This window comes from Salmonella sp. 741265073_HBA, assembly GCF_046569105.1.
Classification (GTDB): domain Bacteria; phylum Pseudomonadota; class Gammaproteobacteria; order Enterobacterales; family Enterobacteriaceae; genus Salmonella; species Salmonella enterica.
Genome location: NZ_JBKFRY010000001.1, coordinates 428,194 through 442,704, shown reverse-complemented (window position 1 = coordinate 442,704; position 14,511 = coordinate 428,194). Strand labels below are relative to the sequence as shown.

16 protein-coding genes are annotated in these 14,511 nt (G+C 52.3%); 9 read left to right on the top strand and 7 right to left on the bottom strand.

Features of this window, described 5'->3' with window-relative positions; translation table 11 throughout:
• Position 1 precedes the first annotated feature (1 nt).
• From rsxG to gstA, 5 genes are all read left to right on the top strand, one after another.
• Positions 2 to 622, top strand: coding sequence for an electron transport complex subunit RsxG (gene rsxG / locus ACLD3P_RS02295; protein WP_000920817.1), 621 nt, complete (start codon positions 2 to 4; stop codon positions 620 to 622).
• 2 nt (positions 623 to 624) lie between these two features.
• Entirely contained in the window at positions 625 to 1,317 is a 693-nt protein-coding gene (locus tag ACLD3P_RS02290; RefSeq protein ID WP_001289628.1) for an electron transport complex subunit E, read from the top strand.
• Positions 1,317 to 1,952 carry an endonuclease III gene (gene nth, locus ACLD3P_RS02285; protein WP_001030318.1) on the top strand — a complete coding sequence of 212 codons (636 nt, stop codon included), beginning with the start codon at positions 1,317 to 1,319 and terminating at the stop codon, positions 1,950 to 1,952. Before ACLD3P_RS02290 ends, nth begins: the two co-directional genes overlap by 1 nt.
• 601 nt (positions 1,953 to 2,553) lie before the next feature.
• Positions 2,554 to 4,059, top strand: a complete 1,506-nt coding sequence (gene dtpA, locus ACLD3P_RS02280; protein WP_000100909.1) for a dipeptide/tripeptide permease DtpA — start codon at positions 2,554 to 2,556, stop codon at positions 4,057 to 4,059.
• Positions 4,060 to 4,163: 104 nt separating this feature from the next.
• Complete coding sequence (gstA, locus tag ACLD3P_RS02275) at positions 4,164 to 4,769, top strand: glutathione transferase GstA (protein ID WP_023220688.1); 606 nt, start codon at positions 4,164 to 4,166, stop codon at positions 4,767 to 4,769.
• A gap of 58 nt (positions 4,770 to 4,827) precedes the next feature.
• Here the strand turns inward: gstA and pdxY are convergent, their stop codons facing one another.
• The 5 genes from pdxY to anmK all read right to left on the bottom strand — a co-directional run bounded on the left by pdxY (position 4,828) and on the right by anmK (position 9,402).
• Positions 4,828 to 5,688 carry a pyridoxal kinase PdxY gene (gene pdxY / locus ACLD3P_RS02270; RefSeq protein ID WP_000789740.1) on the bottom strand — a complete coding sequence of 287 codons (861 nt, stop codon included), beginning with the start codon at positions 5,686 to 5,688 and terminating at the stop codon, positions 4,828 to 4,830.
• Positions 5,689 to 5,747: 59 nt separating this feature from the next.
• Positions 5,748 to 7,022: a tyrosine--tRNA ligase gene (gene tyrS / locus ACLD3P_RS02265; protein WP_000168626.1), complete on the bottom strand. Its 1,275-nt coding sequence runs from the start codon at positions 7,020 to 7,022 to the stop codon at positions 5,748 to 5,750.
• 126 nt (positions 7,023 to 7,148) lie between these two features.
• Entirely contained in the window at positions 7,149 to 7,805 is a 657-nt protein-coding gene (gene pdxH / locus ACLD3P_RS02260) for a pyridoxamine 5'-phosphate oxidase (RefSeq protein WP_001282334.1), read from the bottom strand.
• Positions 7,806 to 7,863: 58 nt separating this feature from the next.
• Entirely contained in the window at positions 7,864 to 8,193 is a 330-nt protein-coding gene (mliC, locus tag ACLD3P_RS02255) for a C-type lysozyme inhibitor (protein ID WP_001132086.1), read from the bottom strand.
• An 87-nt stretch (positions 8,194 to 8,280) separates the two neighbouring features.
• Positions 8,281 to 9,402 (bottom strand): anhydro-N-acetylmuramic acid kinase, encoded by a 1,122-nt coding sequence (gene anmK / locus ACLD3P_RS02250; protein WP_371064763.1) that lies wholly within the window; start codon positions 9,400 to 9,402, stop codon positions 8,281 to 8,283.
• A 272-nt stretch (positions 9,403 to 9,674) separates the two neighbouring features.
• Between anmK and slyB the strand changes: the two genes are divergently transcribed.
• Positions 9,675 to 10,142 (top strand): outer membrane lipoprotein SlyB, encoded by a 468-nt coding sequence (slyB, locus tag ACLD3P_RS02245; RefSeq protein ID WP_000597179.1) that lies wholly within the window; start codon positions 9,675 to 9,677, stop codon positions 10,140 to 10,142.
• A gap of 47 nt (positions 10,143 to 10,189) precedes the next feature.
• Here the strand turns inward: slyB and slyA are convergent, their stop codons facing one another.
• Entirely contained in the window at positions 10,190 to 10,630 is a 441-nt protein-coding gene (slyA, locus tag ACLD3P_RS02240; RefSeq protein ID WP_000764550.1) for a transcriptional regulator SlyA, read from the bottom strand.
• A gap of 194 nt (positions 10,631 to 10,824) precedes the next feature.
• On the opposite strand from slyA, the gene ACLD3P_RS02235 reads away from it, so the two are divergent.
• Genes ACLD3P_RS02235 through ACLD3P_RS02225 form a run of 3 tightly spaced genes read left to right on the top strand, consistent with a single transcriptional unit; the run spans position 10,825 to position 13,963 of the window.
• Positions 10,825 to 11,061, top strand: coding sequence for a DUF1656 domain-containing protein (locus ACLD3P_RS02235; RefSeq protein ID WP_000649755.1), 237 nt, complete (start codon positions 10,825 to 10,827; stop codon positions 11,059 to 11,061).
• Between the two features lie 2 nt (positions 11,062 to 11,063).
• Entirely contained in the window at positions 11,064 to 11,924 is an 861-nt protein-coding gene (locus ACLD3P_RS02230) for an HlyD family secretion protein (RefSeq protein WP_001527784.1), read from the top strand.
• Positions 11,924 to 13,963 carry an FUSC family protein gene (locus ACLD3P_RS02225; RefSeq protein WP_000777616.1) on the top strand — a complete coding sequence of 680 codons (2,040 nt, stop codon included), beginning with the start codon at positions 11,924 to 11,926 and terminating at the stop codon, positions 13,961 to 13,963. The genes ACLD3P_RS02230 and ACLD3P_RS02225 overlap by 1 nt, the downstream gene beginning before the upstream one ends.
• Here the strand turns inward: ACLD3P_RS02225 and sodC2 are convergent.
• Positions 13,939 to 14,460 (bottom strand): superoxide dismutase [Cu-Zn] SodC2, encoded by a 522-nt coding sequence (gene sodC2 / locus ACLD3P_RS02220; RefSeq protein ID WP_115286051.1) that lies wholly within the window; start codon positions 14,458 to 14,460, stop codon positions 13,939 to 13,941. The genes ACLD3P_RS02225 and sodC2 overlap by 25 nt on opposite strands.
• Positions 14,461 to 14,511: the final 51 nt, after the last annotated feature.

The window sequence follows — 14,511 nt, the reverse complement described above, 5'->3', positions numbered from 1 at the left end:
CATGCTGAAAACGATTCGTAAACACGGTATTACGCTGGCGCTTTTTGCCGCAGGTTCTACGGGATTGACTGCGGTGATTAATCAGATGACAAAATCAACCATCCACGAACAAGCGCTGCAACAACAGCATGCCCTGTTCGATCAGGTATTGCCGCCAGATCGTTACAATAATAATCTGCAAGATAGCTGTTATCTGGTCGATGCGCCCGCCCTCGGCAAAGGCACACATCGTGTTTTTATCGCTCGCAAGGATGATAAACCCGTAGCAGCCATCATTGAGGCCACCGCGCCAGATGGCTATTCCGGCGCTATCCAGCTTATTGTTGGTGCAGATTTCAACGGTACCGTCCTGGGGACGCGCGTGACGGAACATCATGAGACGCCAGGGTTAGGTGATAAAATTGAACGCCGTTTGTCTGACTGGATTACCCACTTTAGCGGTAAAACCATCAGCGGTGAAAATGATACGCACTGGGCGGTGAAAAAAGATGGCGGTGATTTTGATCAATTTACCGGGGCGACAATAACGCCGCGCGCCGTGGTGAATGCGGTTAAACGCGCCGGGCTGTACGCCGAATCACTGCCCGCTCAGCTCCCCCATTTAACCGCCTGTGGAGAATAGCCATGAGCGAAATAAAAGACATTGTTGTTCAGGGGTTATGGAAAAATAACTCTGCTCTGGTGCAGCTACTTGGCCTGTGCCCTTTACTGGCGGTGACGTCTACGGCAACCAACGCTCTGGGGCTGGGTCTGGCCACAACGCTGGTATTAACGCTGACCAACCTTACGGTGTCCGCACTACGTCGCTGGACGCCGGCAGAAATCCGTATCCCGATTTACGTTATGATCATTGCCTCGGTGGTAAGCGCAGTACAGATGCTGATCAATGCGTATGCGTTCGGTTTATATCAGTCTTTAGGGATTTTTATTCCGCTGATTGTAACGAACTGCATTGTTGTCGGTCGCGCCGAAGCGTTTGCCGCGAAAAAAGGACCGTGGCTTTCCGCGTTGGACGGTTTTTCCATCGGCATGGGCGCGACAGGCGCGATGTTCGTGCTGGGTTCGCTGCGCGAGATCCTCGGGAATGGTACGCTTTTCGATGGCGCGGATAGCCTGCTGGGAGGCTGGGCAAAAGTATTACGGGTCGAGATATTTCACACCGACTCGCCTTTCCTGCTGGCGATGCTGCCGCCAGGCGCGTTTATCGGCCTGGGGCTCATGCTGGCGGTAAAATATCTTATTGATGAAAAAATGAAGAAACGCCGCGCCGAAACCGCGCCTTCCGCTGTTCCGGCAGGTGAAACAGGGAAAGTCTGATGAACAAAGCAAAAAGGCTGGAAATTCTGACGCGCCTGCGCGACAACAATCCGCACCCCACAACGGAACTCAATTTCACGTCGCCGTTTGAGTTGCTGATTGCCGTGTTGCTTTCCGCGCAGGCAACCGACGTCAGCGTGAACAAGGCTACCGCCAAACTTTACCCGGTCGCCAATACGCCAGCCGCGATGCTGGAACTGGGCGTAGAAGGCGTGAAATCCTATATCAAAACCATCGGTTTATTTAACAGTAAAGCGGAAAACGTGATTAAGACCTGCCGTATTTTACTGGACAAGCATAATGGCGAAGTGCCGGAGGATCGGGCGGCGCTGGAAGCGCTTCCCGGCGTGGGCCGTAAAACCGCTAACGTGGTGCTAAATACCGCCTTCGGCTGGCCGACCATCGCCGTTGATACGCATATATTTCGTGTATGCAACCGAACACAGTTCGCGCCGGGTAAAAATGTCGAGCAGGTAGAAGAGAAGTTACTGAAAGTAGTGCCGAATGAGTTCAAAGTGGACTGCCATCACTGGTTAATTTTGCATGGCCGCTATACCTGTATCGCCCGAAAACCCCGCTGCGGCTCCTGCCTCATTGAAGACCTTTGCGAATACAAAGAAAAAGTCGATATTTGATATGGTCGGAGTGCGTCCGTCACGCCAGCGCGCTCCCACCTTCGGCCTGGATCTATTTTAGCCATCAATCATTCCAGTCTCTGTCCTTTTTCTGATGTAATGTGCTTTCGTTTTCCCTCCACGTCAGGTTAATCATTTTTTTAATCGCAAAAATTTCTATCTATCCGTGATCAGGATCACTTTGATAACTTCATGTGAAATTTAATGACATCTAAGGTTACATTTACAACCGGATAGACTGACGCCCCGTTTTCACTACAAAATATTACTCTGCCATTTTTTCAGATAATGGCCTATATCACTGCTTTTCACCTTAAATAGCAGAAGATATCGCCTTTCACCCAAACCAATGGCCTTTTTGCAGTGTAAAAATCTGCCATTCTTCAAATGAAGAAATTTAACGCTGGATAACATTTCTGACATCGGACGATTCAACCAGAAGAGTTATATGTAACAGATTATTACAAAGCTCTTGTCTGGAGAGGAAAGATAGTGAACATTACCTGCCGTTTCCCCTCCAATATAACAATCGGACGGATGAGTCTGACTCATCACGCGCCAGACAATCCCTGTTAATACGGGGCGTAAAAAAGAGGTAAAAGTGTCTACTGCAAACAAAAAACCAACTGAAAGCGTCAGTTTGAACGCTTTCAAACAACCGAAGGCGTTCTATCTCATCTTCTCGATAGAGTTATGGGAGCGTTTTGGTTATTACGGCCTGCAAGGCATTATGGCCGTCTACCTGGTAAAACAACTGGGTATGTCAGAAGCGGATTCCATCACCCTTTTCTCTTCCTTCAGTGCGCTGGTGTACGGCCTGGTCGCCATTGGCGGTTGGTTAGGTGATAAAATTCTGGGCACCAAACGCGTTATTATGCTGGGTGCCGTGGTGCTGGCTATCGGTTATGCGCTGGTCGCATGGTCTGGTCATGACGCTGGCATCGTCTATATGGGCATGGCGGCTATCGCTGTGGGTAACGGTCTGTTTAAAGCTAACCCGTCTTCCCTGCTGTCTACCTGTTACGCGAAGGACGATCCGCGTCTCGACGGCGCATTTACTATGTATTATATGTCCGTCAACATCGGCTCCTTCTTCTCTATGCTGGCGACGCCGTGGCTGGCGGCGCGTTATGGCTGGAGCACCGCGTTTGCGCTTAGCGTCGTCGGTATGCTGATAACCGTCGTTAACTTTGCTTTCTGCCAGCGCTGGGTGAAAAGCTACGGTTCCAAACCCGACTTTGAACCGATCAACTTCCGTAATCTGCTGCTGACAATCGTGGGTATTGTCGTTCTGATTGCGGTCGCCACCTGGCTGCTGCACAACCAGGACATCGCGCGTATGGTGCTGGGCGTAATCGCTCTTGGCATCGTCATTATCTTCGGTAAAGAAGCGTTTTCCATGCACGGCGCGGCTCGCCGTAAAATGATCGTCGCCTTTATTTTGATGCTGCAGGCGATTATCTTCTTCGTACTGTACAGCCAGATGCCGACGTCGCTGAACTTCTTTGCCATTCGTAACGTCGAGCACTCTATTCTCGGTATCGCGTTCGAACCGGAACAGTATCAGGCGCTGAACCCATTCTGGATCATTATCGGCAGCCCGATTCTGGCCGCTATCTATAACAGGATGGGCGATACGCTGCCGATGCCGATGAAATTCGCCATTGGTATGGTGCTGTGTTCCGGCGCGTTCCTGATTCTGCCGCTGGGCGCCAAATTTGCGAACGATGCCGGCATCGTATCCGTAAACTGGCTGATCGCAAGCTACGGCCTGCAAAGTATCGGTGAGCTGATGATCTCCGGTCTGGGACTGGCAATGGTCGCACAGTTGGTTCCGCAGCGTCTGATGGGCTTCATCATGGGTAGCTGGTTCCTGACAACGGCAGGCGCTAACATCATCGGCGGTTATGTCGCCAACCTGATGGCTGTGCCGAGCGACGTGACTGACCCACTGATGTCCCTGGAAGTCTATGGTCGCGTATTTATGCAGATTGGCATAGCAACCGCCGTTATCGCCATCCTGATGCTGCTGACAGCGCCTAAGCTGAACCGTATGACCCAGGACGATGATAACGCTGAAAAAGGCTCTAAAGCCGCTACAGTTTAATTTTCCGGGAAACAACATTCAGGCCGCTAACTGTGCGTTAGCGGCTTTTTTTTTGCTCGTCCCCGCACTACCATACTTTAAACCTCAGCAAAAAGGAGTTACCGATGAAACTGTTCTACAAACCGGGTGCCTGCTCTCTTGCTTCCCATATTACCCTGCGCGAAATTGGCAAAGACTTTACGCTTGATGGCGTCGATCTCGCAAAAAAACGCCTGGAAAATGGTGATGATTACCTGGCAGTCAACCCTAAAGGACAGGTTCCGGCTCTGCTGCTGGATGACGGCACACTGTTGACTGAAGGCGTCGCCATTATGCAGTATCTCGCCGACAGCGTTCCCGACCGCCAGCTTCTGGCGCCGGTAAGTAGTCTTGCTCGCTATCATACGCTGGAATGGCTCAACTATATTGCAACGGAACTGCATAAAGGCTTTACCCCTCTGTTCCGCCCTGACACGCCAGAAACACTCAAACCCGCCGTTCACGCCGGTCTGGAAAAGAAATTGCAGTATGTGGATGAGTCGCTTTCAGACGACCAGTGGATTTGCGGCCAGCGTTTTACCATTGCAGACGCTTATCTGTTTACCGTATTGCGTTGGGCCTATGGCGTAAAACTGAATATGGACGGGTTAACGCATATTGAAAGTTATATGCAGCGTGTCGCAAAAAGACCGACCGTTGCGGCAGCGCTTAAAGCGGAAGGACTGAATTAATGTCATGTTGCCGGATAGCTCGCTGTACCGCCATCCGGCCTCTTTTTAGCAGCAATAATTACAGCCGCGTTGCGCTGAAGTAATGTTCAGGGTTAGCGATCCTGTCCTGGGCCGCCACGACCTGCAGTTCGTACTCCTGCATCGTTTTGGTGGCGATCATAATCTCATAGACTGCCGCCGTAACGTGCTCCAGCGCCTGCTGCAACGTCGCGCCCTGCAAAAGTTTGACCAGCAATAAACCACTGGTGACATCGCCAACGCCAACCGGCTGACGTGAGCCGAAATCCACCAGCGGACGGCTAATATGCCAGGCTTCCTGCGCTGTCACCAGCAGCATTTCAAAGCGTTCTGAACTGTAACCGGCGCGGGCGAGATGTTTTACCAGTACAATTTCTGGCCCCTGAGCAATCAGTTCGCGCGCCGCCTGCACGGCGTCATCCACACTATTCACGCTATGTTTGCTGAGAATTTCCAGTTCAATCAGGTTAGGCGCGATAATATCGCTGGCGGGTAGCGCATAACGCACATGGAACTCTGCGACGCCAGGCGCCACGATACAGCCCTTTTCCGGATGCCCCATCACGGGATCGCAGAAATATTTTGCCTGCGGATTTGCCGCTTTAACCTGGCGCACAATACCGAGAATGTGTTCTCCCTGCTCGGCAGATCCCAGGTAACCGCTAAGTACGGCGTCGCAGTGCGCTAACTGGCCAATGTCCGCAATCCCCTGGACAATCTCAGTCAGATGGCTGGGCGGCATGACACAGCCGGTCCATTTACCATATTGCGTGTGGTTAGAAAACTGAACGGTATTCAGCGGCCAAACATTCGCGCCAAGACGGCGCATGGGAAATTCGGCGGCGCTGTTGCCCGCATGTCCGAAAACAACATGGGACTGGATAGCGAGGATATTCTTCATTTTTTTACCTGAACATCAAAAATAAGGGAGTGATTTCTCACTCCCTGTTACTTAATGCCTTATTTCCAGCAAATCAGACAATAGTTCTTTTTGCCGCGACGTAATAAGGTATAGCGGCCAAACAGACGGTCCTCATCGTTAAAGATGTATTCAGGATCGGATTGTTTTTCACCATTGATAGTGACAGCGTTGGAGGCGATAGTCTTACGCGCCTGACCACGTGACGGCTGGAGCTCGGCGTCTACCAGCGCCTGCATCAGGTCGGCGCCTTTTTCCATTTCAACCATCGGTACGCCGTCCTGCGCCAACTGCTCAAAGTCAGCTTCGCTCAGCGCGCTCAGTGAACCGCTGAACAGACATTCAGTGATCCGTTTCGCCGCGACCAGCCCTTCTTCACCATGAACCAGGCGCGTCACCTGCTCGGCCAGCACATACTGCGCGCGCGGCGCTTTCCCGCTGTTTTTATCTTCTTCTTCCAGGGCATTGATCTCTTCAATGTCCATAAAAGTGAAGAATTTCAGGAAGCGATAAACATCGGCATCTGCGGTGTTAATCCAGAACTGGTAGAATTTGTACGGACTGGTTTTCTTCGGATCCAGCCAGACAGCGCCGCCTTCGGTTTTACCGAATTTCGTGCCGTCAGCTTTGGTGATCAGTGGAACGGTCAAACCAAATACCTGATTCTGGTGCAGGCGACGGGTCAGGTCGATACCGGAAGTGATGTTCCCCCACTGGTCAGAACCGCCAATCTGTAAGGCAACGCCGTGCAGTTTATTCAGACAAGCGAAGTCGTACCCCTGTAGCAGGTTATAAGAGAACTCCGTGAAAGAGATACCCTGATCGTCACGGTTCAGACGCTGCTTCACCGCTTCTTTGTTGATCATCTGATTAACGGAAAAATGTTTACCGATATCGCGCAGGAAAGTCAGCACATTCATGCTGCCGAACCAGTCATAGTTATTGGCCGCGATAGCGGAGTTTTCGCCGCAATCAAAGTCCAGGAATGGGGCAACCTGTTTACGAATTTTCGCCACCCACTCCTGAACGGTCTCTTCAGTGTTCAGTTTACGCTCGGCGGCTTTGAAGCTCGGGTCGCCAATCAGACCGGTCGCGCCGCCTACCAGCGCAACAGGTTTGTGCCCTGCCTGCTGGAAGCGTTTCAGGCATAACAATGGAACCAGATGCCCCAAATGCAAGCTGTCAGCGGTAGGATCGAAGCCGCAATAGAGCGCGATCGGGCCTTGCGCCAGTCGCTCTGCCAACGCGTCTTCGTCCGTCACCTGGGCTACCAGCCCCCGCTCTTGCAATTGTTTAATCAAGTTACTGCTTGCCATCAAAATCTCCATGTATAAAACGACTGCACCTTTGCCGGTACACGACTTTTCGCCAGACGCGAAAGAGACATAGCATAAAACGGCGGATTCATCCGCACCAGTGCTTAAAACAAGATTTTTGCATCTTTAGGGCGCAAGACGGTCGATTTTCCATGCGCCGTCGTCGCGTTGGTACAAAAAGCGATCGTGCAGACGATGTTCGCCGCCCTGCCAGAACTCCATCTGTTCGATACTCACGCGAAAACCGCCCCAGAAGCTGGGTAACGGCACTTCGCCCTGTTGAAACTTCTGCTTAAGCTCCAGGAATTTGCTTTCGAGGATACCGCGCGCGGAAATGCGGCTGGATTGTTTAGAGACCCATGCGCCGATCTGGCTGTCGCGCGGACGGCTGTGGAAATACCTCACCACCTCAAGTGTGGAGAGACGCTCGGCTTTGCCTGTCACCATCACCTGGCGTTCAAGCATATGCCAGGGAAATAACAGACTGATACGCGGATTGTGCTCAATTTGATGCGCCTTGCGGCTTCCCAGGTTGGTATAAAAGACCAGGCCTTTTTCATCATAATGCTTGAGCAATACAATACGCTGGTACGGTTGCCCCTTGTCATCTACGGTCGCCACGACCATTGCCGTCGGATCGGCCAGTCTGGCGTCGCACGCTTGCCCAAGCCAGCGCTCAAATAAGGTTAACGGTTCAGCGGGTAAATCGCGGCGACGCAAGCCGCCTTTCGTGTATTCACGGCGCAGATGCGCGATCTGCTGCAATTGGTCGTTATCAGACATGGCGTTGATCAGAAATAATCAGTGGGTGGCGCTATTGTGCGCCCCCATACTGAAAATCTCAACGCTTCGGATTTTGTAACTGACAGTTATTAAGCACAATTCTGTCTCGTTTATAGACCGTGGCGCTCTCGCCTTGCGACCAGAAAACATAAATCCCGTCGGTATAACGCGCGCCCGAGGCCGAGATTCCTTGCTTCAGGGTCAGCAGCTTATTGTCATAAACAAAACTGACCTCTTCACGCGGGTTATTGACTTTAACGGTAAGCGGCTTCTCATCACACTGGTATTCCAGCGTATCCGTTTGCATACGTTCAACAAATTGTTGATAAACGCTACAGCCGGTCAGCAGCACAGGTAAACACATTATTGCGATCTTTTTCATAGGCATATCCCGAAAGCTCTCCTGCTTCTGGAAGGGCAAACGCCCCTTCCTGACCTTGCTAGTTTACCGATATAGGGTCCGGGAAAAATTCAGTTAACTCTGAGTTATTGGGTTAGCCGGGTAAATAGCGCCTAAAACAGTGGCTTCTGTAGCCCCCGTCACGGAAGGTAAATTTCCCGGCAGGCCCGCGAGCGTTCGCCAGGCAAGCCAGGCAAAGGCCAGCGCTTCCATATCATCGCCGCTGATCCCCGCCTTATCGGTGGTCGAAACCTCGATACCGGGCAACAGCGCCGCCAGACGGGCCATCACTAACGGATTCCGGCTTCCGCCGCCACAAACCATCAGCCGCTCGCAGCCGCCATTGAGCAGCACCTGTTGGGCGATGGAGACCGCCGTCAGCTCCGCCAGCGTGGCCTGTACATCGCGCGCGTCTGCGCCAGGGAAAGCCGTAAGATGACGCTCTAACCAGCCATAGTTGAAATATTCGCGTCCTGTACTTTTGGGCGCCGACGCAGCAAAGTACGGATCGCGCAACATCTTTTGCAGCAATGGAAGAATAACCTGACCTTCTTTCGCCCATGCCGCGTCTTTGTCGTAGGGCTGCGCGCATTGTCGCCAAATCCACGCATCCATCAACATATTACCCGGCCCCGTGTCGTACCCGCGCACCGCCTGTCCGGGGAAAAGCAGAGATAAATTGGCGATGCCGCCGATATTCAGGACCATACGTTTTTCCGTCGGATGTCCCAACAGCGCGTGATGGAAAGCGGGCACCAGCGGCGCGCCTTGTCCGCCCAGCGCAATATCCCGCCGCCGAAAATCGCCGACCACTGTAATCCCCGTATGGGCGACGATGTGATTATTATCGCCAATTTGCAGCGTATGCGGGGCCTCGCCGGTCGGCTCATGCCAGACCGTTTGCCCATGACAACCAATGGCGACGATATCCCGCGGCTGCAAACGTTGTTGCGCTAACAGCGCATTAACCGCCTGTGCAAAAAGCCGGCCTAACTGGGTATCCAGCTGGCCGAGTTGCGAGAGCGTAAGCGGCTGTCCCTGGCAAATATCGAGAATGCCTTTTTTCAGATGAACGGGAATGGGCCAGGTGAGACTTGCCTGTTGCGCTACCATTGTTTCATCAATTGCCGCCAGTACAACATCCACGCCATCAAGGCTGGTCCCGGACATAACGCCAATAAAACGGCCCGATTTCATACCTCTTCCTTATTAAGCTGGGTTAAGCCTTAACACTCGGCATAACGTATTTTGCAATGCTATGCCCGCGTCACGTTTTTTGCCGTGCAGTCCACGGATATCAATGACCTGTCTTTTCTTGCTTCCCACTTCGTTTAAGATTAGTTAATTAACTTCTGATTATGATTTTTACATTCTTTTGGCAGAAGATATGACCTTAACTGCATAAATGCCATATAATTTAGCTATAGGGATGCTGAAATAGCGTTTCGTGAAGAACAGGAGATGGGTAAATGATTAAACGTGTACTGGCCGTTTCACTGATGGGGTTATCCTTAGCGGGGTGTGTTAACAATGATAGCCTTTCGGGTGATGTTTATACCGCATCCGAGGCTAAACAAGTTCAGAATGTAACGTACGGTACTATCGTTAACGTTCGTCCGGTTCAAATTCAGGGCGGTGATGATTCTAACGTGATTGGCGCTATCGGCGGCGCGGTGTTGGGCGGATTCCTCGGCAACACTATCGGCGGCGGTACGGGTCGTTCACTGGCGACCGCGGCAGGCGCGGTGGCTGGCGGCGTAGCGGGCCAGGGCGTCCAGAGCGCAATGAATAAAACCCAGGGTGTGGAACTGGAAATTCGTAAAGACGATGGCAACACCATTATGGTTGTGCAGAAACAAGGAAATACGCGTTTCTCGGCAGGTCAGCGTGTCGTGCTGGCCAGCAATGGCAGCCAGGTTACTGTCTCTCCACGCTAAACCAGGCTTTACGTGTGGTCACATGGCCACACGTATGCCCCTGCACCTCAATCGTGAGAGTGCAATTCCATAATGTTGTGTTCAAGTTTGGCGATAAGTTTAATCAGAATCTCAATCTCTTCTGAAGAAATCCCAGCCAAAATTTCACCGCGCGTTTTATGAATGACCGCTTCCATCTCAGCGATCAGCGGCTCCGCTTTTTCGGTCAGTTTAATGCGCTTAGCGCGACGATCGCTGGCGCAGGTTTGCCGCGAAATTAGCCCCTTATCTTCAAGTTGATCCAACGTGCGTACCAGCGATGGCTGCTCAATGCCTATCGCTTTAGCCAATTGAATCTGCGACTGGTCAGGCGGCAATTGATGAATATTGTGCAACGTGACCCAATGTGTCTGCGTCAATTCCAGAGGCTTGAGGCGATGGTCAATCAGAGCACGCCAAATGCGCACCAACCGTGCCAGATCAGAACCTAGTGGCGATTCCAATTTCATCTCCTTATAATTAGCTTGCTAAGTTATTATGCTGATTTTAGAATAGTGTGCAGTATTTGTATTCTCAAAACAAATGTATTGCTAAATTTGCTTACCAATAGACATTTTTTCAGACATAGTGCGCACCTGGCACCTGTAGCTTCAGTTTTGGCTAAAACTAAAGCATCGATGTCTGACGCAAAGGAACATTGCTTGTGAAGTGTATACTCAACGCCACAGGATTGCCCTTACAAGATCTCATGTTGGGAGCATCTGTTTACTTTCCGCCATTCTTTAAAGCCTTTGCGCTTGGGTTCGTTATCTGGTTGTTTATTCACCGACTCCTGCGTGACCGGATATACTCTGATGAAATCTGGCATCCCCTGTTAATGGATCTCTCCCTCTTTACGCTTTGCGTATGTCTGGGCCTCGTTTTACTGATCGCGTGGTAAATATGTCGTTAAAAACAATAAAATATTTTTCTACTCTCATTGTCGCCGTCGTCGCCGTTCTGGCCGCGTGGTGGTTATGGAATTACTATATGCAGTCACCGTGGACACGCGATGGTAAAATCCGCGCGGAACAGGTCAGCGTAACGCCGCAGGTTTCTGGCAGCATTACCCAACTCAATATCAAAGATAATCAGTTCGTCAACGCCGGGGACGTTCTCTTTGTCATTGATAAAACGCCCTTCCATATTGCAGAACTTAACGCGCAGGCGCAGTTGGCCAAAGCGCAGTCCGATCTGGCAAAAGCGAATAATGAAGCCGATCGACGTCGACATTTATCGCGTAACTACATCTCTGCTGAAGATCTGGATAGCGCCAATCTGAATGTTAAAGCGATGCAGGCCAACGTAGATGTCGCACTGGCAACGTTAAAACAGGCGCAGTGGCAGCTTAGCCAGACGGAAGTAAAAGCGCCGGTATCCGGCTGGGTGACCAACCTTTCCACACGTACCGGTGATTATGCCAGTACCGGTAAGCCGCTTTTCGCCCTGGTAGATAGCCATTCATTTTATGTAATGGGATATTTCGAAGAAACCAAACTACGCCATATCCGCGAAGGTGAGCCTGCATTAATAACACTGTATAGTGGCAATATTAAGTTACAGGGTCACGTTGGCAGCATCGGGCGCGCTATTTACGACCAAAGCGTGGAAAGCGACTCCGGTTTAGTGCCCGATATCAAACCCAACGTACCGTGGGTACGTCTGGCGCAACGCGTACCGGTACGTATCGAATTTGACGCTTTGCCGCAGGATATCACGCTCGTCTCCGGCACTACCTGCAGCGTAGCCATTGGACAGCGGTAATGAAACTCTCCCTGCCGGCCCTGCGAAATACGCCCTGGTTTAAAGCGACCTCCGGCCAGTGGCGTTACGCGTTGCGCAATACCATTGCTATGTGTCTCGCGCTGACATTCGCTTATTATCTCAATCTGGATGAGCCCTACTGGGCGATGACTTCGGCCGCAGTGGTGAGCTTTCCGACCGTAGGCGGCGTAATCAGTAAAAGTCTGGGGCGTATTGCCGGGAGTTTACTCGGCGCGACCGCCGCGTTAATTATTGCCGGCCATACGCTGAATGAACCCTGGTTGTTCTTATTTAGCATGGCCGCCTGGATCGGTTTTTGTACCTGGGCCTGCGCGCATTTTACCAATAATGCCGCTTATGCTTTCCAGTTGTCCGGCTACACGGCGGCAATCATCGCGTTCCCGATGGTTAATATTGTAGAAATCACGCAGTTGTGGGATATCGCCCAGGCACGTGTATGTGAAGTTATCGTCGGCATCCTCTGTGGCGGCATGATGATGATGATCCTACCCAGCACATCGGATGGCACTGCCCTGCTCACCGCGTTGAAAAACATGCATGCGCGCTTGCTGGAACATGCCAGTCTACTTTGGCAGCCGGAGACTACCGACGCCATCCGCTCCGCGCATGAGGGCGTGATTGGGCAAATCCTGACCATGAACCTGCTGCGTATTCAGGCCTTCTGGAGTCACTACCGTTTTCGCCGCCAGAATGCATTGCTAAATGCATTGTTACACCAGCAATTACGGCTAACCAGCGTGATCTCCAGTCTGCGTAGAATGCTTTTAAACTGGCCGACGCCGCCGGAAAACAGCCGCGAAGTTATTGAACAACTCTTAGCTGCGCTGGCGAAACCGCGCGCGGACAGCTACACCGTGGCGCGGATTATTGCCCCGCTACGCCCGCAGGATGAACAGGATTATCGTCACCTCGCGTTCTGGCAGCGATTACGCTATTTTTGCCAGCTATATCTGCGCAGCAGCCGCCAGTTATATCTGATCGAAAGCGGCGCGCCGGTGGATCAAATCCATATCCGCCGCACTCCCGGCCTTGCGCGGCATACGGATAACGCAGAGGCCATCTGGAGCGGCGTGCGTACCTTTTGCACGCTCACGGTAATTGGCGCCTGGAGTATTGGCGCGCAATGGGAATCCGGGCCCGGCGCATTAACCCTGGCGGCGATCAGTTGCGTCCTCTATTCCATCGTCGCCACGCCGTTTAAGTCGCTCACCTTATTGATGCGTACTTTAGTGCTGCTGTCCTTATTCAGCTTCGTGGTGAAATTTGGCCTGATGGTGCAAATCACCGATCTGTGGCAATTCTTACTTTTCCTTTTTCCGCTGTTCGTCACGATGCAACTGCTTAAACTGCAGATGCCTAAGCTGGCGGGACTGTGGGGGCAGCTTATCGTTTTTATGGGCTCATTCATCGCCGTGACCAACCCGCCGGTGTACGACTTCGCCGACTTCCTTAACGATAATACCGCCAAGATCGTCGGCGTCGCGATTTCCTGGCTGGCGTTTGCGATTTTGCGCCCCGGTTCCGATGCCGTAAAAAGCCGCCGCCATATCCGCGCGCTACGCCGGGATTTCGTCGATCAGCTTAGCCGTCATCCTTCCCATAGCGAAAGCGAGTTTGAATCGCTGACCTATCATCACGTCAGTCAGCTCAGCAATAGCCAGGATGCGCTGGCGCGCCGGTGGTTATTACGTTGGGGAGTGGTACTGCTGAACTGCTCGCATGTGGTGTGGCAGCTGCGCGCCTGGGAGTCGCGTTCCGATCCGCTTTCCCGGGTGAGGGATATTTGTATATCCCTGCTGCGCGATGTGATGAGCGAGCGCGGCGTGCAGCAACGCCCGCTTGCCGTCACGCTACAGGAATTACAGCGTATCTGCGACACGCTCGCACATCATCATCAGCCCGCCGCGCATGAACTGGCGGCGATTATCTGGCGTTTACACTGTTCGCTGTCGCAGCTGGAACAGGCTCCAGCGCAGGGAACGCTGTCTCCGGGTTATTTAATGACGCCGCAGGCGTAACGCATTCCGCCGCCGCCGAGCGGTTTCGGCTGATCGGACATGTTATCGCCGCCCACATGGATCATGAGCGCTTTATCTTTCACTTCATCAAGAGACTTCAGACGCGGCGCAATAACCGGTTCGGTGGCGATACCATCATTATTAACGACTAACACCGGGAGGTCGCCCAGATGCCCCTGGCCTTCCGGTCCTTCATGCTTGCCGGTATTTTGTGGGTCCAGATGACCACCAGCGGCTTCTGCGGCAACCGCTTTGCCGTCTTTAATCGCGGGCTGGCAGCTATCTTTGGCATGAATGTGAAAACCATGCTCGCCCGGCGGTAACGCTTTAAGGTGTGGGGTAAATTTTAAGCCGCCTTCGGTTTCATCGATGACGACGGTGCCGATAGACTGTCCTACGCCTTGCGCCGTCACCAGATTCATCTCTACTTTCTCGCTGGCGGCCTGCGCCCCCGCACAGGCCAGCAGCGTCACCATCGCTAAACTTAATCGCTTCATAAAACCTCCGTTACATGTGGTCGCCTGTTAAGTGTAAACCACTGGCGAAAA

Coding starts and splice junctions, on each gene's coding strand:
- mliC (WP_001132086.1), bottom strand. CDS start 8,193: ATGCCTATGAAAAAGATCGCAATAATGTGTTTACCTGTGCTGCTGACC.
- sodC2 (WP_115286051.1), bottom strand. CDS start 14,460: ATGAAGCGATTAAGTTTAGCGATGGTGACGCTGCTGGCCTGTGCGGGG.
- slyB (WP_000597179.1), top strand. CDS start 9,675: ATGATTAAACGTGTACTGGCCGTTTCACTGATGGGGTTATCCTTAGCG.
- slyA (WP_000764550.1), bottom strand. CDS start 10,630: ATGAAATTGGAATCGCCACTAGGTTCTGATCTGGCACGGTTGGTGCGC.
- pdxY (WP_000789740.1), bottom strand. CDS start 5,688: ATGAAGAATATCCTCGCTATCCAGTCCCATGTTGTTTTCGGACATGCG.
- anmK (WP_371064763.1), bottom strand. CDS start 9,402: ATGAAATCGGGCCGTTTTATTGGCGTTATGTCCGGGACCAGCCTTGAT.
- ACLD3P_RS02230 (WP_001527784.1), top strand. CDS start 11,064: ATGTCGTTAAAAACAATAAAATATTTTTCTACTCTCATTGTCGCCGTC.
- nth (WP_001030318.1), top strand. CDS start 1,317: ATGAACAAAGCAAAAAGGCTGGAAATTCTGACGCGCCTGCGCGACAAC.
- rsxG (WP_000920817.1), top strand. CDS start 2: ATGCTGAAAACGATTCGTAAACACGGTATTACGCTGGCGCTTTTTGCC.
- ACLD3P_RS02290 (WP_001289628.1), top strand. CDS start 625: ATGAGCGAAATAAAAGACATTGTTGTTCAGGGGTTATGGAAAAATAAC.
- tyrS (WP_000168626.1), bottom strand. CDS start 7,022: ATGGCAAGCAGTAACTTGATTAAACAATTGCAAGAGCGGGGGCTGGTA.
- gstA (WP_023220688.1), top strand. CDS start 4,164: ATGAAACTGTTCTACAAACCGGGTGCCTGCTCTCTTGCTTCCCATATT.
- ACLD3P_RS02225 (WP_000777616.1), top strand. CDS start 11,924: ATGAAACTCTCCCTGCCGGCCCTGCGAAATACGCCCTGGTTTAAAGCG.
- pdxH (WP_001282334.1), bottom strand. CDS start 7,805: ATGTCTGATAACGACCAATTGCAGCAGATCGCGCATCTGCGCCGTGAA.